Below are 24129 nucleotides of genomic sequence, written 5' to 3'. Positions count from 1 at the left end.
ATGATCACGATATCGCGGCCAAACCGCACATGGCCATCAGCCACGGTTGATTTGCAAAGCCCCACATAAACTTAGGGCGGCCATCGAGGCCGCCCTTTTTAGCAATTCCAAGTATGTCTAGGCGCTTACTCGCCGGCCGCCTCGCGCGGCGCCGGCGCGTCCGTCTTCTGCTTGGCCTCCAGATCCTCGCCGGTCTCCTGGTCGACCGCCTTCATCGACAGCCGGGTCTTGCCGCGGTCGTCGAAGCCGAGCAGCTTGACCTTGACCTTGTCACCTTCCTTGACGACGTCGGAGGTCTTCTGCACGCGGCTGGCCGCGAGCTGGCTGATATGGACGAGGCCGTCCTTGGCGCCGAAGAAGTTCACGAAGGCGCCGAACTCCATCACCTTGACCACGGTGCCGTCGTAGATCTGGCCGATCTCCGGCTCCGAGGTGATCGACTTGATCCACTTGATCGCCGCCTTCATCGCCTCGCCGTCGTTGGAGGCGACCTTCACGGTGCCGTCGTCCTCGATGTTGATCTTGGCGCCGGTCTTCTCGACGATCTCGCGGATCACCTTGCCGCCGGTGCCGATCACTTCGCGGATCTTGTCGGTCGGGATCTTGAAGGTCTCGATGCGCGGCGCGTATTCGCCGAGCTCGGCGCGCGCGGCCGTCAGTGCCTTCGCCATCTCGCCGAGGATATGGATGCGTCCTTCCTTGGCCTGGCCAAGCGCCACGCGCATGATCTCCTCGGTGATGCCCTCGATCTTGATATCCATCTGCAGCGAGGTGATGCCCCCCTCGGTGCCGGCGACCTTGAAATCCATGTCGCCGAGATGGTCCTCGTCGCCGAGGATGTCCGAGAGCACCGCGAAGCGCTGATCTTCGAGGATCAGGCCCATCGCGATACCGGCGGTCGGCCGCTTCAACGGCACGCCGGCGTCCATCAGCGCCAGCGAGGCGCCGCAGACCGAGGCCATCGACGACGAGCCGTTGGACTCGGTGATTTCAGACACCACGCGCACCGCGTAGGGGAATTCGTGGTGCGGAGGCAGCACGGGATGGATCGCGCGCCAGGCGAGCTTGCCGTGGCCGATTTCGCGACGCTTGGTGCCGCCGAGCCGGCCGGTCTCACCGACCGAATAGGGCGGGAAGTTGTAGTGCAGCAGGAACGTCTCCTTGTACGTTCCCGACAGCGCGTCGATGTACTGCTCATCCTCGCCGGTGCCGAGCGTGGTCACGACCATCGCCTGGGTCTCGCCGCGCGTGAACAGCGCCGAACCATGGGCGCGCGGCAGCACGCCGACTTCGGCGACGATGTTGCGCACGGTCTTGACGTCGCGGCCGTCGATGCGCTTGCCGGTGTCGAGGATGTTCCAGCGGACGATCTTCGCTTCCAGCTCCTTGAACACGTCGGCGACGCGCAGCTTGTCGTATTTCGGCTCCTGCCCTTCCGGGAAGAAGTGCGCTATCACCTTTTCCTTGGCGGCGCCGACCGCGGCATAGCGCTCCTGCTTCACCGGGATCGCATAGGCGGTCCGAAGTTCCTGCTCGATCAGGGCGAGCATGTCCTTCTCGATCGCCGAATTGTCGATCGGAGTGACCTCGCGCGGCTCCTTCGCGGCCTTCTCGGCGAGCTCGATGATCGCGTTGATGACCGGCTGGAAGTGGCGGTGGCCGAACATCACGGCGCCGAGCATGACGTCTTCGTTCAGCTCCTTGGCTTCCGATTCCACCATCAGCACGGCATCTGCCGTGCCGGCGACGACGAGGTCGAGCTGGGTTTCAGTCATCTCGTCCAGCGTCGGGTTCAGCACATATTCGTCATTGGCAAAACCGACGCGGGCCGCACCGATCGGGCCCTTGAACGGCACGCCGGACAGCGTCAGCGCGGCGGAAGCCGCCACCATCGACAGCACGTCCGGATCGTTCTCCATGTCGTGCGACAGCGTCGTCACGATCACCTGGGTTTCGTTGCGCCAGCCGTCGACGAACAGCGGGCGGATCGGGCGATCGATCAGGCGGGAGACCAGCGTCTCCTTTTCGGTCGGCCGGCCCTCGCGCTTGAAGTAGCCGCCGGGAATGCGGCCCGCGGCATAGGCTTTCTCCTGGTAATCGACGGTCAGTGGCAGGAAGTCGACGCCTTCGCGAGGGGCCTTGGCGGCGACGACGGTGGCGAGCACCACGGTCTCGCCGTAGGTCGCGACCACGGCGCCATCGGCTTGGCGGGCGATCTTGCCGGTTTCAAGCTTGAGCGGACGTCCGCCCCAGTCGATCTCCACGGAATGCTTCGTAAACATTTCGGTCTTCTTTCATGGTTTCACGAAAGGACGGGGCCTCCAAAACGCAAAAACCATGCGCAAGATGGCGGGACGCTGATCGCAAGCCGTGATCAGTATCCGGCGATCCTGCCATGGTTCTCATGTTCCGGATGGCGTCCATCCCTTCGTTCATACGGGCATCTTGCCCCGCCCAGCGGCCGGATTGCTGCTGGGCACTTTAGGTTTGAGCATGATCTTTCCGGAAAACCGGATCACGCTCCAGGCTGGAGCATGAGTGCGTGCGACATGCGGTCGTCACGTTCATGCTCCTGCGCATGATCGTCTCCGAACGGTGGAAACTCCGGTCTCTCGGAAGATCATGCGAAAACGCGCGCCAACTTGCGCGCGCAGTCTTGAAATCAACGACGAATGTTATGCTTTTCCAGCAATGCCTTGTAACGCGCCTCGTCCTTCTTCTTGATGTAGTCGAGGAGAGAGCGTCGCGTCGACACGAGCTTCAACAGGCCGCGGCGTGAATGGTTATCCTTCACGTGGGTCTTGAAGTGCTCGGTGAGGTTGGTGATGCGTTCCGACAGGATCGCGACCTGAACCTCGGGCGAGCCGGTGTCGCCGGCTTTGAGGGCACTCGTCTTGATGACTTCCGCTTTGCGTTCGGCGGTAATCGACATCGTCAGATACTTCCATGGTTGCGAGCCGAACTGGCAGTCAGTCCGGTCAGGTTGAACACGCGCTTGGGGATGATTTCGCCATTGCCAATCTCGGCAAGCGCGACAAGCCGGCCTGCCACCGTGACATAGACTGTGCCGCTACTATTGGGCGCATCCCGTCCGCGCAACAAAACGGCTTGGCCCCGATGGAGCCTCGCCGCATCCGCCCGTGTGACGGCCAGTGCCGGGATGTCGTCCAGCGCGGTCTCAACGGGCAAAAGCGCGTCGGCGAGGCTGCCCTCGCCAGACGCGGCTCTATTGCACAAAGCCTCCAATTCTTCCAGCGGAATCATGTCTCGTTCGGTAAACGGACCGACAACGGTCCGCCTGAGCGCGCAGATATGGCCGAAACAGCCGAGAATCCGCCCCATATCCCGAGCCAAAGCGCGAACATAGGTCCCCTTGCCGCATTCGGCCTCGAACACGGACTGGCCGCCATCCCCATGTTCCACCAGGGTTAATTCGTGAATCTCGACCGGCCGGGGCTGCAGTTCGACCTTTTCGCCGTCCCGCGCCAGGTCATAGGCCCGCTCGCCCTGGATCTTGATCGCGGAATATTGCGGGGGAACCTGCTCGATCACACCGGTGAAGCGCGGCAGCAGTTCCTGGATCGAGTCGGCCGACGGACGAAGTTCGCTGGATCTGACCACGCGGCCTTCGATGTCGTCGGTATCGCGCTCCTCGCCCCAGGCAACGGTGAAGCGGTAGCGCTTGCGGCCTTCCATGACGAAGGGAACCGTCTTGGTGGCTTCGCCGAGCGCAATCGGCAGCCCGCCCGAGGCGAGCGGATCGAGCGTGCCCGCGTGTCCGGCGCGCTTGGCCTGGAACAGGCGCTTCAGCACCGCCACCGCATGGGTCGACGTCATGCCGATTGGCTTGTCGAGCACGACCCAGCCATGGACGTCGCGCTTGTCGCGCCGCGGCTGGTTGCCCTGCTGCTTCTGTTTCTGGCGCGGATCGTTGTTGACGCGGCGCATCTCGTTGCCGCGCGCAGGCGCAGAGCTTTTTTCTTCGTCCGCATGCGAATCGACGTCTTGCGATTCGATCACGGGGTTTGCGGTCGTCACGGTCATCTCACTCGTCGTCCGAATCGGGTGCAAGATCGCGTTGCACCGCAGGTGTTCTCAGTAATTTCTCGATACGTTCCGCTTCGTCGAATCGGTCGTCGACGCGAAAGCGGATGTCAGGTGCAAATTTCAGGTTAACGCGGTGCGCGATCTCGCCGCGGAGAAATTTCTTGTTGCGGTCGAGCGCAGCGATCACGGTCTCGGTGTCGCGTCCGCCGAGCGGCATCACATAGATGGTCGCGAGCTTCAGGTCCGGCGACATTCGCACCTCGGGAACGGTGATGATGTGGCCTTGAAGATCCGGATCGTGGACATCACCGTGCGAGAGAATCTCGGCAACCGCATGGCGCACCGTCTCGCCGACGCGCAGTTGACGTTGCGAGCCGCCGGCGGCGGAACTCTTCTTCTGATGACGGGGCATTATCTAAAATCCCAAATTATCGCCATCACCCGCGAAAGCGGGTGATCCAGTATTCCGTGCCTAGAATCAATTGCAATACTGGATGCCCCGCCTTCGCGGGGCATGACGGTTCAGCTCGAAATTCCCGCGCTTCGTAAGACTTGGACTTACAGAGAGCGCTGGATCGTTTCGATACGGTAGCACTCGATCACGTCGCCGACACGCATGTCGCCGTAGTTCTCGAACGCCATGCCGCATTCCTGGCCGGCGACCACTTCCTTCACTTCGTCCTTGAAGCGCTTCAGCGTCGACAGCTTGCCTTCATGCACGACGACGTTGTCGCGGATCAGGCGGACATTGGCACCGCGTTCGACCGTACCGTCGGTGACGCGGCAGCCGGCGACCTTGCCGACCTTGGAGATGTTGAACACCTCCAGGATCTGGGCGTTGCCGAGCATGGTCTCGCGCAGGGTCGGTGCGAGCAGGCCGGACATCGCCTTTTTGATGTCATCCACGAGATCGTAGATGATGTTGTAGTAGCGGATCTCGATGCCGTTGCGCTTGGCGGCCGCCGCCGCCTCCTTGTTGGCGCGCACCGAGAAGCCGATGATCGCGGCGTTGAAGCCTTCCGCCAGCGTGACGTCGGACTCGGAGATGCCACCGACGCCGGCATGCAGGATGCGGGCGGCGACTTCCTCGGTGCCGAGCTTTTCCAGCGAACCCAGGATCGCTTCCAGCGAGCCCTGCACGTCGGCCTTCACGATCAGCGGGAATTCCTTGCGGCCCGCGGTCTTGAGCTGCGACATCATCTGCTCGAGCGAGCCGCGCATGCCCGAGATCGAAGCAGCGGCGTTCTCGCGCTTCTGGTGCGCGCGATAGCTCGTGACCTGGCGCGCACGCGCTTCGTTCTCCACCACCGCAAGGCGATCGCCGGCTTCGGGCGGACCGTTGAAGCCGAGCACCTCGACCGGCACGGACGGACCGGCTTCATCGAGATTCTCGCCCTGGTCCGAGATCAGCGCGCGGACGCGGCCCATCTCGGCGCCGGCGACGATGATGTCGCCGACCCTGAGCGTGCCGCGCTGCACGAGCACGGTCGCGACCGGACCGCGGCCGCGGTCGAGCTTGGCCTCGATCACGGTGCCTTCGGCCGGGCGCTGCGAGTTGGTCTTGAGGTCGAGAAGCTCGGCCTGCAGCGCGATCATCTCGAGCAGCCGGTCGAGGTTGGTCTTGTTCTTGGCCGAGACCTCGACATCGACGACTTCGCCGCCGAGCGATTCGACCTGCACCTCATGCTGCAGCAATTCCGTGCGCACGCGTTCGGGCCGCGCGTCCGGCTTGTCGATCTTGTTGATCGCGACGATGATCGGAACCCTGGCGGCCTTGGCGTGATTGATCGCTTCGACCGTCTGCGGCATCACGCCGTCATCGGCCGCGACCACCAGCACCACGATATCGGTGACCTTGGCGCCGCGCGCACGCATCGCGGTGAATGCGGCGTGGCCGGGCGTGTCGATGAAGGTGATCTTGGTGCCGCTTTCCGGCGACGACACCTGATAGGCGCCGATATGCTGGGTGATGCCGCCGGCTTCGCCTTCAACCACGTTGGCGTGACGAAGCGCGTCGAGCAGCGAGGTCTTGCCGTGGTCGACATGGCCCATCACGGTGACGACAGGCGAACGCGGCTCGGTATCGGTGGAATCGTCGACGACGTCGAACAGGCCTTCCTCGACGTCGGACGCGGCCACGCGCTTCACGGTGTGACCCAGTTCCTCGGCGATCAGTTGCGCGGTGTCGGCATCGATCACGTCGGTGATCTTGTGCATCGCGCCCTGCTTCATCAGCATGCGGATGACGTCGACCGCGCGTTCGGACATGCGGTTGGCGAGTTCCTGGATGGTGATGACTTCCGGGATCGTGACTTCGCGGACAAGCTTTTCCTTCGGCTCGTTCGAGCTGAGGCCCTTGAGGCGCTGGGTACGGCGGCGGAACGACGCGATCGAGCGCTCGCGCACGTCGTCGGCGTCGAGCGCGGTGACAACGGTCAAGCGGCCGCGCTGCTTCTGCGGACCCGGTTTGTGGGTGGTCTTCGGGGCGGCCGCAGGGCGCATCGCGCCGCCCGGACCGCGGCGAACCTGTCGCGGACCCTCGTCCTCATCGGGCTCGGCGGCAGGGCTCGGCGCCCTCGCCGCTGGAGCCGTCGCCGGTGCGCGTGCAGGGGTCGCTGGCGTACGGGCCGGAGCCGCCGGTGCCGGTGCAGGGGCTGCGGCGGCCGGCTTGGCGGCTGCGGCTGGCTTGGCTTCGGCCTCGCCAAAGCGCCGCTTGGCCTCGATCTCGGCCTTACGCTTGGCTTCCTCTTCCTGGCGATGACGTTCCTCTTCGGCCTGCCGGCGGGCTTCGGCGGCTTCGCGCTCGGCCCGTTCGATGCTCTCGCGGCTGGCGCGGCGCTTGGCTTCCTCTTCGGCCTGCCGGCGCTCCTCGATCTCACGCTGCCGGGCGTCTGCGAGCGCACTGGCGCGGGCTGAGCGCTCGTCCTCGGTCAGGGTGCGCAGCACCACGCCGGATCCGCCGGCGTTGCGCTGCGATGGCGCACCCGGACGGCCGAGCGGCGGCCTCGCCGGAGCCGGCGCGGGCTTGGCCGCGGCCGGCTCGGGCGCATGCGGCTCGGTTCCGGGGCCGTCGCCACCGACGCGGCGCTTGCCGCGCTTCTCGACCACAACCTGCTTGCTGCGGCCATGGCTGAAGCTCTGGCGCACGGTGCCCGTCTCGACGCGTGGCTTCAGCGTCAAGGTCTTGGTCGGGACACTCAAAGTCTTGTCGCCAGGGGTTTTGGTATCAACCATTCAGCAGTCCTAATCTCGTTAGCGTTGTGCCTGTTCGCACGCGTCGTCGCAGTCCCAAAAGAGCGAAATGACTTGTCCTCGGACCGTCATCTCGTTCCATCTTGTTGTTTGAACATGATCTTTTCGGAAAGCCGGTTTCCCCTTTTCCGGATCATGCTCTAGCTAGAATTTCTGGCCGCATCGGCGGTCTTGTCGTCGTCGGCCATCCGGTATCGGACCAGAAGCTGGCAGCGCGACAGGAACGTCTTGCTCGCCGGGCCCGCGAGCAGGGCAGCATGTATCACATTTGACCGGCCCAGTGCCAAATCCAATTCTGCCGATGTGAGCGCGGTGACGACAGATATTTTCAACGAATCGTCGTCTTTTCCGCCCCTTTGCCGCAGGATCGCGTCCAATTTGCGGACTCCGTCGGGGGCCGCATCGGACGCATGGATCAGACTTAGGGGTCTTTCCCGCTGCGACAACGCGTCCTCGACCTTGCCGAAGCCGGAAACGACCCGGCCCGCCTTGGCGGCCATGGCCAGCGCCTCGAGGCTGCTGCGAACCAGCAGCGCTTCGGTATCATCGGGCAGAGTTGCCGCGACGCGGACGTCGCGCTTGAAACCCCGGCTAAACTGGTGACGGCGCACCGCTTCCGCAACCGTACGGCGCGAGGCTGAAAGCCAGAGGCCGCGCCCGGGCAGCTTGCGTTTCACATCGGCGATCACCTCGCCGGTGGGGGCGACGACGAAGCGGATCAGTTCGTCGATCGGGCGCACCTCGCGGCTGACCGCGCACATCCGCATGGTCGCGGACTTCTCGGTCCGCGGCCCATGATCCAGATCGGGGTCAGCCATTGCGAGCATGCGCGGGCCATCTCCTTAGGCCGTGGGTTCTTCGGCGGCGTCCGCCTCGGCATTTTGCTTGGCCAGATCAGCCTCGGTGATCCACCCGGCCTTTACGCGGGCCTGCATGATCATCGCCTCGGCGTCCTCGCGGGAGATATCGATCCCGTCGAGGAACCCGGTATGCTTGGTCGGCTCGCCGCCGTCCTTGCGCTCGGTCCAGCCGACCAGATCGTCGGTGGCGCAGCCGGCGAGATCCTCGACGGTCTTGACGTCGTTCTCGCCGAGCTTGACCAGCATCTTCGAGGTGATGCCGGGAACGGTCTTCATGGCATCCTCGACGCCGAGTTCCTTGCGCTTGGCTTCCAGTTCCGCCTCGAGCTGCTCCAGATATTCCTTGGCGCGATTCTGCAGTTCGGTCGCGGTTTCCTCGTCGAAGCCTTCGATGCCGGCGAGTTCCTTCACATCCACCAGCGCGAGTTCCTCGACCGAGGTGAAACCCTCCGATGCCAGGAGCTGGCCGACGACCTCGTCGACGTTCAGCGCCTCCATGAAGACGCGGGTCGAGTTCTCGAAATCGGCCTGGCGGCGCTCGGATTCTTCCTGCTCGGTCAGGATGTCGATATCCCAACCGGTGAGCTGCGATGCCAGGCGCACATTCTGGCCGCGGCGGCCGATTGCCAGCGAGAGCTGGTTGTTGGTATCGGGCACCACGACCTCGATGCGCTCGCGGTCCTCGTCGATCACGACCTTGGCGACTTCGGCCGGTGCCAGCGCGTTGACGACGAAGGTCGCGATGTCCGGCGACCACGGGATGATGTCGATCTTCTCGCCCTGCAATTCGTTGACCACGGCCTGCACGCGCGAACCGCGCATGCCGACGCAGGCGCCGACCGGATCGACCGACGAATCCCGCGAGATCACGCCGATCTTGGCGCGCGAGCCGGGATCGCGCGCCACCGCCTTGATCTCGACGATGCCGTCATAAATCTCCGGCACTTCCTGCGCGAACAGCTTGGCCATGAATTGCGGATGGGTGCGCGACAGGAAGATCTGCGGGCCCCGCGTCTCGCGGCGCACGTCGAAGATGTAGGCACGGACGCGGTCGCCGTTGCGGAACACTTCGCGCGGCAGCATCTCGTCGCGGCGGATGATGGCTTCGCCACGGCCGAGGTCGACGATCACGCTGCCATATTCGACGCGTTTGACGACGCCGTTGACGATGTCGCCGATGCGGTCCTTGAATTCCTGGTATTGCCGGTCGCGCTCGGCCTCGCGCACCTTCTGCACGATCACCTGTTTGGCCGATTGCGCGGCGATGCGGCCGTATTCGAGCGGCGGCAGGGTGTCGGCGATGGTGTCGCCGACCCGGGCGCCGGGATTGGCGCGCTGGGCATCGGCCAGCGAAATCTGGTTGGAGGAATTCTCGACCACGTCGACCACCAGCATGTGGCGCGACAGCCGGAGTTCGCCCTTCTTGGGGTCGATCTCGGCGTGGACGTCGGTCTCGCTGCCGTATCGGGCGCGCGCCGCTTTCGCGATGGCGTCCTCCATCGCGGCGATCACGATGCCGCGGTCGATCGATTTTTCGCGCGCGACAGCGTCGGCGATCTGCAGCAGTTCAAGTCGATTGGCGCTGACTGCCATGGCTAGTCTCCTTCGTCAGGCTCGGTCTCGCCCCGGCGCAGCCGTTCGGCGGCGAGGCGGTGTTGCTTGGTGTTCTTCGGAGCCGGCTTCTTGCCGGTCCCTTGTTTCGGCTTATGGCTCTTGCTCGGATCGCTTCTCTTCGCATGCTCGCGCCGCGCCTTCGCATGCGCGGGTTGTGGCGGGGCCAGCCCCAGTTCGCGGCGCAGCTCGCGCTCCTGAGCCTTGCCGCGCCGCATCGATTCGGCAATCAGCTCGTCGGTCAGCACCAGCCTTGCTTCGGCGATGTCTTCCATCACCAGCAAGGTCTCCGCATCTTCGCCCTCGCGTGTGTCATCCCGATGTAGGCGCACCGCGTTGCCCTCGACACCCTTCAGGGTGCCGCGGAACCGCTTGCGGCCCTGATGCGTCACCGCCATCTCGATCTTGACGAGGTGGCCGGCATAGCGCTCGAAATCCGAACGCCGCACCAGGGGCCGGTCGATGCCCGGCGAGGAGATCTCCAGCCGATAGGCCCGGTCGATGGGATCGGCGATGTCGAGCACCGGCGACAGCGCGCGCGAGATCGCCTCGCAATCCTCGATCTGCATCGAGCCGTCCGGCCGTTCCGCCATGATCTGGACGGTGCAGCCGGCTTCGCCGGTGATCTTGATCCGCACCAGGCGGTAGCCCAGTCCCTGCAGGACCGGGGTGGCGACTGCCGACACGCGCGCCGCAGCGCCGGGCTCGACGACGAGCCGCGGCTCGGCGAGCAATTCGGCATTGACGGAACCAGCGGTTGGATCGGTCATATCCAGGGTCAAAGATACTCTTGAGCTGTTGGTTAGCCGGCCCTTGACCGGCGTCGGATCATGATCCGATCACGCAAAACCGGGTCACGATGTTATCTCTCGTGTTTGAGCATGATCCTTGCGGAAAACAGGCTTCCGCTTCGCCGGTTCATGCCCTGGTTGCATTACCCAAACCGGACCAGGCTCGGCCGGGTTCGTTCGGGTAATAAAAAAGAGCGGGTCCGAACGGGCCCACCCTCAATACGGATCGTATGAGAACTTTAAGTCGCTGCCGATATAGCGCTTTTCCCCCCGTCCGGCAAGGGGCGGAGGCCATCGCCGAGCAAATTTGCGCCGTCCGGCGGCCGGGCGCAAATGTCTAACACTTCGTTCACGAACGCCACCTAGATTGCGCCGCAAAACCGGCATGGCGGGGTCGGTTTAGGTAGGCTTATGACGACGACAGCGACCGCGCTGATCCCTGAACTCGACGAGATCGTCCGTACCGGCGACCCTAGGCGCCGTGCCGAGGCCGCGCGCCGGATCGGCGAACTGTTCCTGCAGGGGGCGGCAGGTTTCAGTACCGACCATATCGATCTGTTCGACGGTGTCCTGACCAGCCTGGTCCCACACGCCGAGCGCGCCGCCCGGGCGGAGTTCGCCGAACGCCTGTCGCTGCTATCGAATGCACCGCGCACCCTGATCGGGCAGCTTGCGCGCGACGACGAGATTGCGATCGCGGGGCCGCTGCTGCGCCGATCGCCTGCCATCGACGAACGGGTTCTGGTCGAGATCGCGCGCGCAAAGGGGCAGGAACATCTGCTCGCGATGGCGGAACGGCCCAAGCTCTCGGCCGATCTGACCGACGTCATCGTCCGCCGCGGCGATCGCGACGTAGTCAGGCGCGCGGCCGGCAATGCCGGCGCCGAATTCTCGACGAGCGGCTATTCGACGCTGATCCGGCGCGCCAGCCAGGACAGCGTGCTGACGCTCGCCGCTCGGTCAGCGCGCGGATCTGTCGCCCGAGCAGTTGAAGACGCTGGTGGCAGGCTCCGTCGATATCGTCCGCCGCCGCCTGTTCGACGTGGTCAAGCCGGAGCGGCAGGCCGCGATCAAGCAGGCGATCAGCGAGATCAACGGCTTGAGCGAGAAGGTCGACAGCGCGCGCGATTTCGCGCCGGCGCAGCGCACGATCCTCGCATTGCATCACGCCGATCAATTGAACGAGCTTGCGCTGCTCGAGTTCGCGAAGTCGTTCAAATACGAGGAAGCGGTGTGCGCGCTGGCCGCGATGACCGGCGTCAAGATCGCAACGCTCGATCGCCTGATCGCCGGCGACCGCTACGATCCCATTCTGATCGCGGGCAAGACCATTGGCCTCGAATGGGCCACCGTACGCGCGCTGATCCTGCTCCGGCTCGGCCCCAACCGGGTGCCGTCGCCCGCCGACATCGAGAGCGCCCGGCTCAACTTCACCCGCCTGATGCCCTCCACCGCCCAGCGCGTCGTGGATTTCTGGAAGACGCGGTAGGTTGGTTTTTCGTTGTCGCCACGAATGCGCTGCTGCCTGCCCCTCATCCTGAGGAGCGCGGAACGCGCGTCTCGAAGGATGAGGCCCCGCCGGTGGCCTCGGCCTTCGAGACGGTCGCTGCGCGACCTCCTCAGGCTGAGGCGATAGATTGGAGTGCGAGTCAGGATATGCTCAGCCAGCCCTACGAAACCGCAGATACGTCGCCCTGCGTCCCTCGCGCTCGGCTTTGGCGCCGTAGCGCGTCATCGTGTAGTCGGGCCACGGGGCCTGCCAGTCGGAGGCGCGCTCGGCAGTCCAGGTGAAATCGGGTGAGCGCATCAGGTGCCATAGCGTCCAGGCGCAGTAATCGTCGATGTCGCTGACGAAGCGGAATTCGCCGCCCGCTTTGAGGATGCGCGCCATTGCGGCGACGGTGGCGTCCTGGACAAAGCGGCGCTTCCAGTGCCGCCGCTTCGGCCAGGGGTCGGGATGGATCAGGTCGATGCGCCGCATCGATTGCGACGGCGCCCAGGCGAGCAGTTCGGCGGCGTCGCCCGCGAACAGGCGGATATTGCCGATATTGTGCGCCTCGATCTGGGTCAGGATCTTGGCCATCCCGTTGACATAGGGCTCGCAGCCGATGAAGCCCAAGTTCGGAAACGCGCGGGCTTCGGCGACGAGATGCTCGCCGCCGCCAAAACCGATCTCGAGCCTGACATCCTCGATATTGTCATCGAACAGTTCGGTGAGGCTGGCCGGCGCAGGGCTTGCGATATCGAGCGCCAGATGCGGCAGCAGATGCTCGATCAGGTCGGCCTGATGCGCGCGCAGTTTGTGGCCCTTGCGCCGCCCGAAGAATGAGCCATGCGCATGCGCGATCGCGCCGTCGTCCGGCGGCGCGTCGCGATCGTGATGGCGCGAAGCGTTCATCATCGCAGCGTCTGGTACAGCCGATAGAGCAGCCGCGCCCGCGGCTCGATCGATGAGATGTACATCTGCTCGTAATGGGTATGCGCACCCTTGCCGTCAACGCCGAGACCGTCGAGGGTTGCCGTATGCGGCGCGGTGAAATTGCCGTCGGAGCCGCCGCCGGTCGAGGTGTCGACGAGGTCGAAGCCGATCTCGGTTGCCAGCGCCTTGGCGTGCTCGTAGAGCGCTGCGCCGGCGTTGGTCTTCTCATAAGGCGGCCGGTTCAATTCACCGACCACTTGCACGCTGACGCCGTCGGTCCGCGAATTCAGATTGAGGATCTTCGGCACCAGCTCTTCGGCATCGGCAGTGGTCGGCACGCGCATGTCGACTTCGGCATAGGCTTCTTCCGCGATCACGTTCGGCTTGGTGCCGCCCCTGACCACGCCGACATTGACGGTGACGCCGCGTTCCAGATCGTTCATCGCCTCCAGGGTCTGGATGATGTTGCCGAGTTCGCGGATCGCGCTGCGGCCATCCTCGGGCCGCGTGCCGGCGTGCGACGGCACGCCCTTGACGAAGATCTCGAAGCGGGCGACGCCCTTGCGCCCGGTGACGATCTTGCCGCCGTCACGCGCCGGCTCGGTCACCAGCACATATCTGGCTTTGCGGCCCTCGGCCTCGATCAGCGCCCGCGAGGTCGGGCTGCCGATCTCCTCATCCGAAACGTAGAGCTGCGTGACGCCGAGCGGCGGGCGCGCGCCATTGGCGCAAATTTCCCTGAAGGCGTGATAGGCGAGATAGGCGCCGCCCTTCATGTCGTAGATGCCGGGACCGAACGCGCTGTCGCCATCGATCGCAAAGGGCAGGCGCTGGATGAATCCGAGGGGGTGCACGGTATCCAGATGGCTCAGCACCAGGATTCCCGGTGCATCCTGGCCCCAGGCCGAGCGCGCGACGAGGTGATCGCCGCATCCGTTCTGGCCGGCGATCCGCTCGAGGGTGGCCGGCAGGCCGCGATAGCCATCGGCGACGAGATCGGCGAGTTTGTTGACCTGTTCGGGCGCTTCCGTCGGCGTCTCGATCTCCACCCAGCGGCGGATGCCGTCGAGAATCTCTGCAGGATTGAAGGATGTAGAGGTCATTGGCGCGCCGGTGTCTAGAGCATGGTCCGGAAAAGTGGAAACCGGTTTTCCGAAAAGATCATGCTCAACAAAGAGATGAGATCATGATCCGATTCCGTTTAATCGGATCATGATCTGGGAACGATGGAACCAACGTCATGCGCCCGCGCTGGCGGGCGCGTCAATCGCCATGTCGCGGAAATGATGACGCCGATCAGCGCTGGTCGGGGCCTTCGCGGGCGGCGATCTGCTCGACCAGTTCGACGATGCTGCGGCGGAGCTTGGCATCGGCGATGCGCGTGAAGGCGCGCGTCAGTGCCAGTCCCTCGGAGGTTGCGAGAAAGTCCGAAACGTAACTGGGCGAGGCGCCTTCGCTGAAGCCTTCCGCGGTTGCCGAGCCGCTCGGTCCGCCGTCGAACAGGAACGAGACCGGCACCTGCAGGATCTCGGAAATCTGCTGTAGCCGGCTGGCGCCGACGCGGTTGGTGCCTTTCTCGTATTTCTGAATCTGCTGGAAGGTGAGGCCGAGCTTTTCTCCCAGTTTCTCCTGGCTCATGCCCAACATGATCCGCCGCATGCGGACACGGCTGCCGACATATTTGTCAACAGGATTGGGCGCTTTGGTAGACATCTTCTGACTCTCCTGGAAGGATTACGCGCCCGGCGGATGAGGCAAAACAGGCATCGAGTATGCCTCAGGCCCCGGTATCGTCAAAATCCCGCGGGGAGGATCGAGGACGAATGCGGACAATTTGAGCTACTGTGCTGGCAGGATTTCAGTTCGGCTTGGAACCGTAGAATGCGAATGACGCGGTCGTTCTGTCAACTGGGGGAAGCGCGCCTGCTAAATTTTTCCTTGCGCAGGCAACAATCGAGCGACCCCTGGCGTCAAAAACTGCGCCGGGCAACACGCCGTCCGATCACAAGCAACAACGCGCCGAACAAAATGATCGCTGCAGGAATGTCATTGAAACGTGCATATAGCGTCGGCGGAATGGCGGCCGGCAGCCTGGCGTCGAGCACGCCTTCGATGCCGAGCCCGAGTTCTGCGACAATCCGCCCCGTGGGATCGATGACCGCGGAAATCCCGGTGTTCGCTGCGCGAACGACAGGCAGGCCCTCCTCGATCGCGCGCAGCCGCGCCTGCTGCAGATGCTGGTAGGGGCCGGTCGAGATTCCAAACCACCCGTCATTGGTGACGTTGATGATCCAGCCCGGCCGGTCATCGTGGATGTCAATGTCGCCCGGAAAAATCGCCTCGTAGCAGATCAGGGGCAGCGCGCGCGGCGCATTCGGGATATCAAGCGCGTGACGGCGCTGGCCGGCGATGAAGCCGCCATGGACCTTCGTGAGTTGCACGAAGCCGAGCTTTTCCATCAGGTTCTGAAACGGCAAATATTCGCCGAACGGCACCAGGTGCAGCTTGTCGTAAACCGACAGCACGCTGCCGTCGTGGTCGATGACATAGATCGAATTATAGGCCCGCGTGATGCGCGCGCGCGGCGGCAGGTCCGGGGCGCGCACCGAGCCGGTGATCAGCACGGTGCCTTGGGGCAGGAGATCGGCGATCTCTGCCATCGCGTCGGCTTCGCGCGTCAGGAAGAATGGAAACGCCGATTCCGGCCAGATCAGGATGCTGGCATCGCGTACGCCAGTGGATTGCGGACCGGAGGCGCGATCGGAGAGCGTCAGATACTTCCTCATCACCTCCGCTTTGGCGGCGTAGTTGAATTTGACGTCCTGCTGCAGGTTGGGCTGCATGATGCGCAGCTTGACATTGGCGACCATGGTGGTCGGCAGCCGCGACAGCCGCACCGCGCCGAACACCAGCATGGCCGCCAAAACGACCAGCGCTGTGACCGGCACCCGCCACAGCTTTCGGTTGGACGATTTGCCATCGATCAGGACGGCCGGACTTGCAAAGATTGCGACCGTCAAGAAGGTCATGCCCCAGAGCCCGATCAGCGACGCGGTCTGCGCCAGTGCCAGTGGTTCCGACAGCGCATAGCCGAAGGCGTTCCAGGGAAATCCTGAGAGCACATGGCCGCGCAGCCATTCGGCAATCGTCAGGCTCGCAGCCAGTGCCAGCACGCGGAAGCTGTCGGGGGTCCAGAGCAGGCGCGCCAGCGCAAAGCCGAACGCGGGAAATAGTGCGAGATAGGCGGGCAAGCCCAGCACCGCAAACGGCATCAGCCAGGCGAAGGTCTGCGCGTCGACCAGGAAGGCGTAGCCGGTCCAGTAGAGCCCGGGCACGAAGTAGCCGAGCCCGAACCAATAGCCGGAGATCGCCGCCGCCGGGATGCCATGCCACTTGCCGGCCCCGGCTCCGTCGATCAGCCAGACCGCGACCGGAAAGGTCAGGAACAGGATCGGCCACGCGTTGAACGGCGCCATCGCGAGCGACGACAGCGCGCCGGCCACGAGCGCAATGACGGCGCGCTTCCATCCCCAGGTCAGGATGATCGAAAGCCCGGCCGCGCGGAGTTGATCGGAAACTTTCACTGCGGGCCGGCTCCGTCGCCGGAGGGAGGCGCGGTGTCATTGGCCTGGGAGCTGGTATCGGCCTGCGGGCTGGCATCGGGTGCAGCCTCGCTGCGGCGACGGCTCTCGCGCTCCTTGCGCGGAACGTTGCGTTCCTTGCGAGTCGCGATCCGCACGCGCTTCACCCGCCGCGGATCGGCGTCCAGCACCTCGACCTCGAAATTGCCGGGCCCGGAAATCAGCTCGCCGCGCACCGGCACGCGGCCCACAAACGACACCAGATAGCCGCCGAGCGTCTCGACCTCCTCGCCGGCTTCGCCGGTGACGAACTCTTCGCCGATCACGGAGCGGACATCGTCGAGGCTCGCCCGGGCGTCGGCGATGAACGAGTTGTCCGGCTGGCGAACGATCGACGGCGGCTCGTCGCTGTCATGCTCGTCGTCGATCTCGCCGACGATTTCCTCGACGAGGTCCTCGATCGTCACCAGCCCGTCGGTGCCGCCATATTCGTCGACCACCAGCGCGAGGTGAATACGGGTGGCCTGCATCTGCACCAGCAGGTCGATCGCGCGCATCGACGGCGGCACATAAAGAAGCTTACGGATGATACTGGCTTCGTGAAGCGGCAGCGCCAGATCGACCGCGCGCAGGTCGAGGCCGGCGGGCAGCGGCTTCTTGCGCCGCGTCTTCCCGGTGTCGCTGACGCGCGCCCTTGCGGTCATGAAGGCGACCAGGTCGCGGATGTGCACCATGCCCTCGGGATCATCGAGCGTTTCGTTGTAGACCACGAGGCGCGAATGCGCGGCGCTTTCGAACAGGCTCATCAATTCTCCGAGCGGGATGTCGCGCTTCACCGCGACGATGTCGGCGCGATGCACCATCACGTCGGCGATACGCCGCTCATGCAGATTGAGGATGTTGCGCAGCATGGTGCGCTCGACGGCGGAAAAATTCACGTCATCGGGCGTCGATGCATCGAGCACCACCTGCAGGTCGTCGCGGACCGATCCGGCCTTCCAGCCGAACAAGGTGCGGATCGCGCGCAGCAGCCAGCTCTCCGCGGCGGGACGCTGCGCTTCCTCCGGCACGACGGCCGGCAGGTTGCGCACATCGCGCGGATTGTCGTGGGTAGGTTCGGAGTCCGCCATTTCAGTCCATCCGCTCCCGGTCCGCATAGGGATCGGGAATGCCGAGCTGCGCGAGGATTTCGCGCTCGAGATTTTCCATTTGCTCGGCGTCGTCGTCGTTCTCGTGGTCGTAGCCGATCAGATGCAGGAAACCGTGCACCGCGAGGTGGCTCAAATGATGATCGAACGGCTTCTGCTCCTCGTCGGCCTCCTTGCGCGTCGTCTCATAGGCGATCGCGATGTCGCCGAGCATGCGCGGGGCGTCGTCCAGGCCGCCTGCGCCCGTCGGCTGCAATGCCGGAAACGACAGCACATTGGTCGGCTTGTCGATGCCGCGCCAATTGCTGTTCAGCGTCCGGATTCCGGAATCATCCGTCAGCATCACTGCCAGTTCGGCCTCGCCGACATCGGCCTCGGCGATCTCGGCGGCGGCCTCGATGGCGCGATGGATCACCGCTTCAGCATCCGGCTCGGTCCGCCAGCAATCGGCTGTGACCAGAACCTCGGTAGCGGGGAGGGCGGAAGACACTGTCGTTCCAAAAAGTTGTTTCTAGGCGTTCGGGTTTGCGGCCGGAACCTGCCCGCGGCAGGTCCGTGAGGCCGGCTGATGACATCAAGATTTGGCGGCGACCTGCCGTTGTGGCAATCCCTCATAGGCCGCGACGATCCGTGCCACCAATTCGTGACGTATCACGTCCTCCGCGGTGAAGTGCACCTGCGCGATACCCTCCACGCCTTCCAGCAGGCTTACCGCCTCCGCCAGTCCGGAGGCCTGGCCGTGTGGCAAGTCGACCTGCGAGGGGTCGCCGGTGACGATCATGCGGCTGTTCTCGCCGAGCCGCGTCAGGAACATCTTCATCTGCATCGAGGTGGTGTTTTGCGCTTCATCCAGGATGATGACGGCATTGGTCAGGGTGCGGCCGCGCATGAAGGCAAGCGGCGCGATCTCGATCTCGCCGCCCTGCAGCGCGCGCTCCACGACGCGCGCATCCATCAGATCATAGAGCGCGTCATAGATCGGTCGCAGATAGGGGTCGACCTTCTCGCGGAGATCGCCGGGCAAGAAGCCGAGCCGCTCGCCGGCTTCGACCGCGGGCCGCGACAGGATGATGCGGTCGACTTCCTTGCGCTCGAACAGTTGTGCCGCATAAGCGACCGCAAGCCAGGTCTTGCCGGTCCCGGCCGGCCCGACACCGAACACCAGCTCATGCCGCTTCAGCGCGCGGATATAGGAATCCTGCGCGGCGGTGCGTGCCCGCACCGGGCGCTTGCGCAGGTTGATGGTCTCGAACGAGGGTTTTGCGGTCTTGGCGTCGAACTCGAACAGCGAGCCCTGGGCGATCACGGCGCGGATCGCGCCTTCGACGTCGCCCTGCGAAAGGTCGTGTCCCTGCGTGGCCTGGCCGTAGAGCGTCTCCAGCACGCGTCGTGCGGCGTCGCAGCCATCGCGGGAGCCGGCGATGGTGATCTGGTTGCCGCGCGAATCGACGACCACGCCGAGCCGGCGTTCGATCTGCGCCAGATTCTGGCCATAAGGGCCGACCAGCGCGGAAGCGGCGCGGTTGTCGTCGAAGTCGATGACGACCTGGGTCTCTGGCGGGATCTGCATGTCGCGGTCTGGTTTGCGGCTGGGAGCAAGCGAAGGTGAATCCGATGCGCTTTTTGGCAAGGGTTCAGGCTCCAATGGTCGTCTGCGAAAAAGTCGAAGACTGAGACCGCGCATTAGGCACGGCGATCTCGCCGAGCAGGCTGTAGCGCTCGAGGCTGTCGATCCTGACCGGCAGGACCTTTCCGACGATGTCTGACGAAGCCATCACATGCGCGGGCTGCAGATAGGCAGTGCGGCCGACGATCTGGCCCGGATTGCGCCCGGCGCGTTCGAACAGCACATCGACCGTGGTACCGATCGCAGCCTTGTTGAAGGCCGATTGCTGGCTGTCGATCAAGTTCTGGAGCCGCTCCAATCGCTCGTCCATTTCTGCCGCTGGCACCATCTCCTGCATGTCCGCCGCCGGCGTGCCGGGCCGCGGCGAATATTTGAACGAATAAGCGGCAGCGTACCCTATTTGCGTGACAAGCGCGAGGGTCGCAGAAAAATCTTCCCTGCTTTCGCCGGGGAAGCCGACGATGAAATCCGATGAAAAAGCAATGTCTTGGCGCGCCGTGCGAAGCCGGTCGATGACGCGGCGGTAGTCATCGGCGGTATGTTTGCGGTTCATGGCTGTCAAAATCCGGTCCGAACCGGACTGCACCGGCAGGTGCACGAACGGCATCAGCGCCGGCAGGTCGCGATGCGCCTCGATCAGGCTGTCCTCGACGTCGCGGGGATGGCTGGTCGAGTAGCGCAGGCGCAGCACGCCGGGAATGGCGGCGAGCCGCTCAAGCAATTTGCCGAGCGGCCAGCTTCGTCCGTCGGGGCCTTCGCCGTGATAGGCGTTGACGTTCTGCCCGATCAAGGTGATCTCGCGCACGCCGTTATCGGCAAGCCGCGTCACATCCTCGATGATCCTTGTTACGGGGCGCGAGACTTCCGCGCCGCGCGTGTAGGGCACCACGCAGAAGGTGCAGAACTTGTCGCAGCCTTCCTGCACGGTGACAAAAGCAGAGATTCCGCGCGAGCGGATCGCATCCGGCTTCGGCGGCGGCAGAAATCCGAACTTGTCCTCGATGGGGAATTCGGTCTCCAGCGCGCGGCCTTCCGCTTTCGCCTGCTTCAGCAGTTGCGGCAGATGGTGGTAGCTCTGCGGGCCGACCACGACGTCGACGGTAGGTGCGCGGCGAATGATCTCCTCGCCCTCGGCCTGCGCGACGCAGCCGGCGACCGCAATCTTCACGTCGCGCCCCTGCCGCGCGGCGTCGTCCTTCATCACGCGCAGCCGCCCGAGCTCGGAATAGACCTTTTCCGAGGCCTTCTCGCGGATATGGCAGGTGTTGAGGATCACCAGATCCGCTTCGCCTACGTTGGCCGTCTCGACAAAGCCCTCGCCGGCCAGCGTATCCACCATGCGCTGTGCATCGTAGACATTCATCTGGCAGCCATAGGATTTGATGTGCAGCTTGCGCGGCGGCGTCATGGAACCTACTTGGGGTGGAAAGGAGCGCATTCAGGGCGCAGGGCTCAAATATAGCCTGAGACAGCCAAAATCCAGCTTTTGGACCTGTCATTCCGGGATGGTCCGAAGGACCAGACCCGGAATCTCGAGATTTCCGGGTTCGATGCTGGCGCATCGCCCCGGAATGACGGCTCAGATTGTGGCCGCGATGGCGCCACTTTCGACCAGTCCGGGCAGTTTCCGCATGTCGCCAAATGTCATCGTGGCGCCGGCGGCGCGTAGCGCCTCGGCATGGCCGGGCCCGCAATGGCTGCCGCCGCAAAAGCCGAGCACCGCCATTCCAGCGGCGCGGGCGGCTCTGATGCCAGGGACGCTGTCCTCGACCACGAGACAGTGTTCGGGCGGCACCTTCATCTGCTCGGCCGCGAACAGGAAGAGATCGGGCGCCGGCTTGCCGTTCTTGACCTGCACGGCCGAGAAGATGTTCGGCGCAAATCGATCGTGAAGGGAAGTGCGGCCGAGGCTGACGCTCATGCGTTGCGGTGAACCGCTGGATGCCACGCAAACGGGCTGGGCGATCCGATCAAGTGCGGCGTGAATATGCGGCACCGCTTGAAGATCGGCCTCAAACGAACGGAACAGCTCGTCCTGCAATTGCGTGTGAAAATCCTCAGGCAGGCTGCGGCCAAGCTCCGCTTCGATTTCGAGGTTCGCCTGGCGCGTCGAGCGACCAAGGAAACGATCGAAGACCTGCTCGGACGTGATCGGATATCCGTGACGCGTCAGCACCTCCGCATGCGCGCGGCATGAGATGACTTCGCTGTCGACCAGCACGCCGTCGCAATCGAAAATGATGAGATCGGGGATCAAGTCACTCAGGACTTTTCGTCGTCCAGCGGGACGCAATACAGTTCGAGCCGGTGGTCGACCAGCTTGTAGCCGAGCTTGCGGGCGATCTCCGCCTGCAGTTTCTCGATCTCTTCGGACGTGAATTCGATCACCTTGCCGTCGCGCAGATTGATCAGATGGTCGTGGTGGCTGTCGGGCATCTGCTCATAGCGCGCGCGGCCCTCGCGAAAGTCGTGACGCTCGATGATGCCGGCGTCCTCGAACAGTTTTACGGTGCGGTAGACGGTCGAGATCGAGATCTTGTCGTCGATCGCGACGCAGCGCCGGTAAAGTTCCTCGACGTCGGGATGATCAACGGATTCGGCCAGCACGCGCGCAATGACGCGGCGCTGCTCGGTCATGCGCATGCCGGTCGCGGCGCAGCGCGCCTCGATGCCGGTGTTCTTCATCGCAGACGAGGATTTCAGCGGAGCCATGTTTCTTCAGCCTTGAAGGGCAGGGCAGCACTGTTCTGCCACTGCCCGCATGTTACGACAAGTCACGCCGCATCAGAAGCGCATTCAAATGTTCCCCACCGGGCTGCTTGTAATAGCGTTCGCGGCGACCGACGACGGCAAATCCGGCCCGTTCATAGAGCCGTCGCGCCGGCTGGTTATTTTCCTCCACTTCGAGGAAAACAGTGCGCACGCCACGGCCGGCAAGATGGCCGAGATGGGTCAACAACAAGTCGCGCGACAGCCCGCGGCCGCGCTGGCTGGAATCGATCGCGATCGACAGGATTTCAGCTTCGTCCGCTCCCATTCGCGACACCGCAAAGCCGATGACCTTGCGCCCGAGCCGCAGCCGATGCACCAGCGTGTTGCGCTCACCAAGCATCGCCTCGAACTCGCCTTCGCCCCAGCCGCGATGAAAGGAGGCGCCATGCAATTGCGCCAGGCGCGGTGCGTCGCGCACAGTCGCAGGCTCGACCGCCGGCGTGCCGCGGCTGAGCCATTCGGAAAGCCAGGCCATCATGACGTTGTCGGTTGCGAGACGTCGAGCGGCGGATTGGCCGGCGGCTTTGCGTCCGGCGCGCGCAGATAGAACGGCCGCGCCGGCGCTTCTTCGGGACTGACGGCCGCGCCGACCCAGGCGACCCAAGTGACATCCGGTGCAGCCTGTAAATCGACCTTGAATGGTAGCGCCGTCTCCGCCGGCCAGCGGTCGGCGAGGATTTTTGCGGCGTTGCCGACCAGATGCGGCGCGCCAGATTGCGCGGCCTCGATCGCCTCTTCGATCGGCGCCACCTTCGGCTTGACCAGCGGGCTGCCGTCGCCGCTCACCACCTGGAAATAGACATGGTCATGCCGCGCATCGATCGCTGAGATGATCGGATGCTCGCCGTTCTCGGCGACAACGGGCGCGGCATAGGCGGTCAGCGTTGTGACGCCGACGACGGGCTTGCCAGCCGCCAACGCAATGCCACGCGCCGCCGACAGGCCGACGCGCAATCCGGTGAAGCTGCCCGGACCGGTAGTGACGGCAATGCGATCGAGCGCGGTGAAGGCAATGCCGCTCGCTTTCATCACCCGCGCGATCAGCGGCATCAGCGCTTCGGCGTGCCCGCGCTTCATCGGTTGCGATTCCAGCGCAATCGCCTTGCTCGTGGCAGTGTCGAGCACCGCGGCGGAGCAGGCGTCGAGCGCGGTATCGATGGCGAGAATGATCATGGAGCGATTGGCGAATAGGGAATGGCGAATGGATCAGGGAAGATCCCAATCTGCATTCGCCAATTCACCACTCACTCCCTTTTCGTAGGATGGGCAAAGGCGCCCTTGCGCTGTGCCCACCATCTATCCGGATTGCGACATTGCTGGTGGGCACGCTGCGCTTTGCCCACCCTGCGCTACTTACATCGGGCGGACTTCGACCACGTCGGGGACGAAGTGCCGCAACAGATTCTGGATGCCGTGCTGCAGCGTCGCGGTCGAGGACGGGCAGCCGGAGCAGGCGCCCTTCATGTTGAGATAGACGACGCCGTCCTTGAAGCCGCGGAAGGTGATGTCGCCGCCGTCATTGGCGACCGCCGGCCGCACCCGCGTCTCGATCAAATCCTTGATCTGCGCGACGGTGTCGGCGTCTTCTTCGTTGAAGAATTCGTCGTCCTCGTCGAGCGAATCGTCGCCATCGACGCTGCCGTCGGCGAGCAGCGGCGCGCCGGACATGTAGTGCTCCATGATCGCGCCGAGGATCGCGGGCTTCAAATGCTGCCAGTCGCCGTCAGCCTTGGTCACGGTGACGAAATCGGAGCCATAGAACACGCCGGTGATGCCAGGTACGGCGAACAGCCGTTCGGCAAGCGGGGAGCGGACGGCGGCTTCGGCGTTTGCAAATTCCATGGTGCCGCTCGCGAGCACGGTGCGGCCCGGAATGAACTTCAGGGTGGCGGGATTGGGGGTAGCTTCGGTCTGGATGAACATAGCTTTTCTCCGGCGTCGCCGGTTCAAGGCCGGCGCGTGGGGTTCCCTTAGCAGATGGCGACGGCGAACGCACGGATCAAGGCGGGAACCGCCGGTTC

The 24129-nt window shown here is 64.3% G+C and carries 22 protein-coding genes and 1 pseudogene; 2 read left to right on the top strand and 21 right to left on the bottom strand.

All coding sequences use genetic code 11. The annotated features are described in order from the left end of the window. Nucleotides 1-125 precede the first annotated feature (125 nt). The 8 genes from pnp to rimP form a co-directional block, all read right to left on the bottom strand. Complete coding sequence (pnp, locus tag ACVJGD_RS28590; protein ID WP_456637367.1) at nt 126-2282, bottom strand: polyribonucleotide nucleotidyltransferase; 2157 nt, start codon at nt 2280-2282, stop codon at nt 126-128. A 380-nt stretch (nt 2283-2662) separates the two neighbouring features. After that, the gene (rpsO, locus tag ACVJGD_RS28585) at nt 2663-2932 is read right to left on the bottom strand and encodes a 30S ribosomal protein S15 (protein WP_456637366.1); all 270 of its coding nucleotides are present in this window, start codon (nt 2930-2932) and stop codon (nt 2663-2665) included. Nucleotides 2933-2934: 2 nt separating this feature from the next. Next, the gene (truB, locus tag ACVJGD_RS28580) at nt 2935-4044 is read right to left on the bottom strand and encodes a tRNA pseudouridine(55) synthase TruB (RefSeq protein WP_456637365.1); all 1110 of its coding nucleotides are present in this window, start codon (nt 4042-4044) and stop codon (nt 2935-2937) included. Nucleotide 4045: 1 nt separating this feature from the next. Then, the gene (gene rbfA / locus ACVJGD_RS28575; protein ID WP_027580954.1) at nt 4046-4459 is read right to left on the bottom strand and encodes a 30S ribosome-binding factor RbfA; all 414 of its coding nucleotides are present in this window, start codon (nt 4457-4459) and stop codon (nt 4046-4048) included. 146 nt (nt 4460-4605) lie between these two features. Next, nucleotides 4606-7281 (bottom strand): translation initiation factor IF-2, encoded by a 2676-nt coding sequence (gene infB, locus ACVJGD_RS28570; RefSeq protein ID WP_456637364.1) that lies wholly within the window; start codon nt 7279-7281, stop codon nt 4606-4608. Between the two features lie 158 nt (nt 7282-7439). Then, a complete protein-coding gene (locus ACVJGD_RS28565) occupies nt 7440-8126 on the bottom strand; it encodes an RNA-binding protein (RefSeq protein ID WP_456637363.1) in 687 nt (228 codons plus the stop codon). A 15-nt stretch (nt 8127-8141) separates the two neighbouring features. Next, nucleotides 8142-9752: a transcription termination factor NusA gene (gene nusA, locus ACVJGD_RS28560; protein WP_456637362.1), complete on the bottom strand. Its 1611-nt coding sequence runs from the start codon at nt 9750-9752 to the stop codon at nt 8142-8144. 2 nt (nt 9753-9754) lie between these two features. Then, complete coding sequence (gene rimP, locus ACVJGD_RS28555) at nt 9755-10540, bottom strand: ribosome maturation factor RimP (protein ID WP_456637361.1); 786 nt, start codon at nt 10538-10540, stop codon at nt 9755-9757. Between the two features lie 432 nt (nt 10541-10972). Between rimP and ACVJGD_RS28550 the strand changes: the two are divergent. Both ACVJGD_RS28550 and ACVJGD_RS28545 read left to right on the top strand, forming a co-directional pair. Further along, nucleotides 10973-11611, top strand: a pseudogene (locus tag ACVJGD_RS28550) (DUF2336 domain-containing protein); the annotation flags it as partial. After that, the gene (locus ACVJGD_RS28545; protein WP_456637360.1) at nt 11562-12050 is read left to right on the top strand and encodes a DUF2336 domain-containing protein; all 489 of its coding nucleotides are present in this window, start codon (nt 11562-11564) and stop codon (nt 12048-12050) included. The pseudogene ACVJGD_RS28550 and the gene ACVJGD_RS28545, both read left to right, overlap by 50 nt. Nucleotides 12051-12221: 171 nt before the next feature. On the opposite strand, the gene trmB is transcribed toward ACVJGD_RS28545, so the two are convergent. From trmB to ACVJGD_RS28480, 13 genes are all read right to left on the bottom strand, one after another. Beyond that, complete coding sequence (trmB, locus tag ACVJGD_RS28540) at nt 12222-12959, bottom strand: tRNA (guanosine(46)-N7)-methyltransferase TrmB (RefSeq protein WP_456640403.1); 738 nt, start codon at nt 12957-12959, stop codon at nt 12222-12224. Beyond that, nucleotides 12959-14083, bottom strand: coding sequence for a M20 family metallopeptidase (locus tag ACVJGD_RS28535; RefSeq protein WP_456637359.1), 1125 nt, complete (start codon nt 14081-14083; stop codon nt 12959-12961). Before ACVJGD_RS28535 ends, trmB begins: the two co-directional genes overlap by 1 nt. Nucleotides 14084-14276: 193 nt before the next feature. Beyond that, nucleotides 14277-14693, bottom strand: a complete 417-nt coding sequence (locus ACVJGD_RS28530; RefSeq protein ID WP_456637358.1) for a helix-turn-helix domain-containing protein — start codon at nt 14691-14693, stop codon at nt 14277-14279. 257 nt (nt 14694-14950) lie between these two features. Continuing rightward, nucleotides 14951-16564, bottom strand: a complete 1614-nt coding sequence (lnt, locus tag ACVJGD_RS28525; protein ID WP_456637357.1) for an apolipoprotein N-acyltransferase — start codon at nt 16562-16564, stop codon at nt 14951-14953. Next, nucleotides 16561-17691 carry a hemolysin family protein gene (locus ACVJGD_RS28520; RefSeq protein ID WP_456637356.1) on the bottom strand — a complete coding sequence of 377 codons (1131 nt, stop codon included), beginning with the start codon at nt 17689-17691 and terminating at the stop codon, nt 16561-16563. The genes lnt and ACVJGD_RS28520 overlap by 4 nt, the downstream gene beginning before the upstream one ends. A gap of 1 nt (nt 17692) precedes the next feature. Further along, a complete protein-coding gene (gene ybeY, locus ACVJGD_RS28515; RefSeq protein ID WP_456637355.1) occupies nt 17693-18199 on the bottom strand; it encodes an rRNA maturation RNase YbeY in 507 nt (168 codons plus the stop codon). 84 nt (nt 18200-18283) lie between these two features. Beyond that, entirely contained in the window at nt 18284-19339 is a 1056-nt protein-coding gene (locus tag ACVJGD_RS28510; protein WP_456637354.1) for a PhoH family protein, read from the bottom strand. A gap of 4 nt (nt 19340-19343) precedes the next feature. Then, complete coding sequence (miaB, locus tag ACVJGD_RS28505; RefSeq protein WP_456637353.1) at nt 19344-20744, bottom strand: tRNA (N6-isopentenyl adenosine(37)-C2)-methylthiotransferase MiaB; 1401 nt, start codon at nt 20742-20744, stop codon at nt 19344-19346. Nucleotides 20745-20915: 171 nt separating this feature from the next. Then, complete coding sequence (locus tag ACVJGD_RS28500; RefSeq protein ID WP_456637352.1) at nt 20916-21593, bottom strand: HAD family hydrolase; 678 nt, start codon at nt 21591-21593, stop codon at nt 20916-20918. A gap of 5 nt (nt 21594-21598) precedes the next feature. Next, nucleotides 21599-22048 (bottom strand): Fur family transcriptional regulator, encoded by a 450-nt coding sequence (locus ACVJGD_RS28495; protein WP_456637351.1) that lies wholly within the window; start codon nt 22046-22048, stop codon nt 21599-21601. A gap of 52 nt (nt 22049-22100) precedes the next feature. Beyond that, the gene (rimI, locus tag ACVJGD_RS28490) at nt 22101-22586 is read right to left on the bottom strand and encodes a ribosomal protein S18-alanine N-acetyltransferase (protein ID WP_456637350.1); all 486 of its coding nucleotides are present in this window, start codon (nt 22584-22586) and stop codon (nt 22101-22103) included. Continuing rightward, a complete protein-coding gene (gene tsaB / locus ACVJGD_RS28485) occupies nt 22583-23281 on the bottom strand; it encodes a tRNA (adenosine(37)-N6)-threonylcarbamoyltransferase complex dimerization subunit type 1 TsaB (RefSeq protein ID WP_456637349.1) in 699 nt (232 codons plus the stop codon). Before tsaB ends, rimI begins: the two co-directional genes overlap by 4 nt. A 180-nt stretch (nt 23282-23461) precedes the next feature. Further along, nucleotides 23462-24031, bottom strand: a complete 570-nt coding sequence (locus ACVJGD_RS28480) for a NifU family protein (RefSeq protein ID WP_456637348.1) — start codon at nt 24029-24031, stop codon at nt 23462-23464. Between the last annotated feature and the right edge of the window lie 98 nt (nt 24032-24129).

This window comes from Bradyrhizobium sp. USDA 10063 (assembly GCF_054063735.1).
The sequence above is the reverse complement of the archived record's forward strand: the minus strand, read 5'-3'. Positions and strand labels throughout refer to the sequence as shown.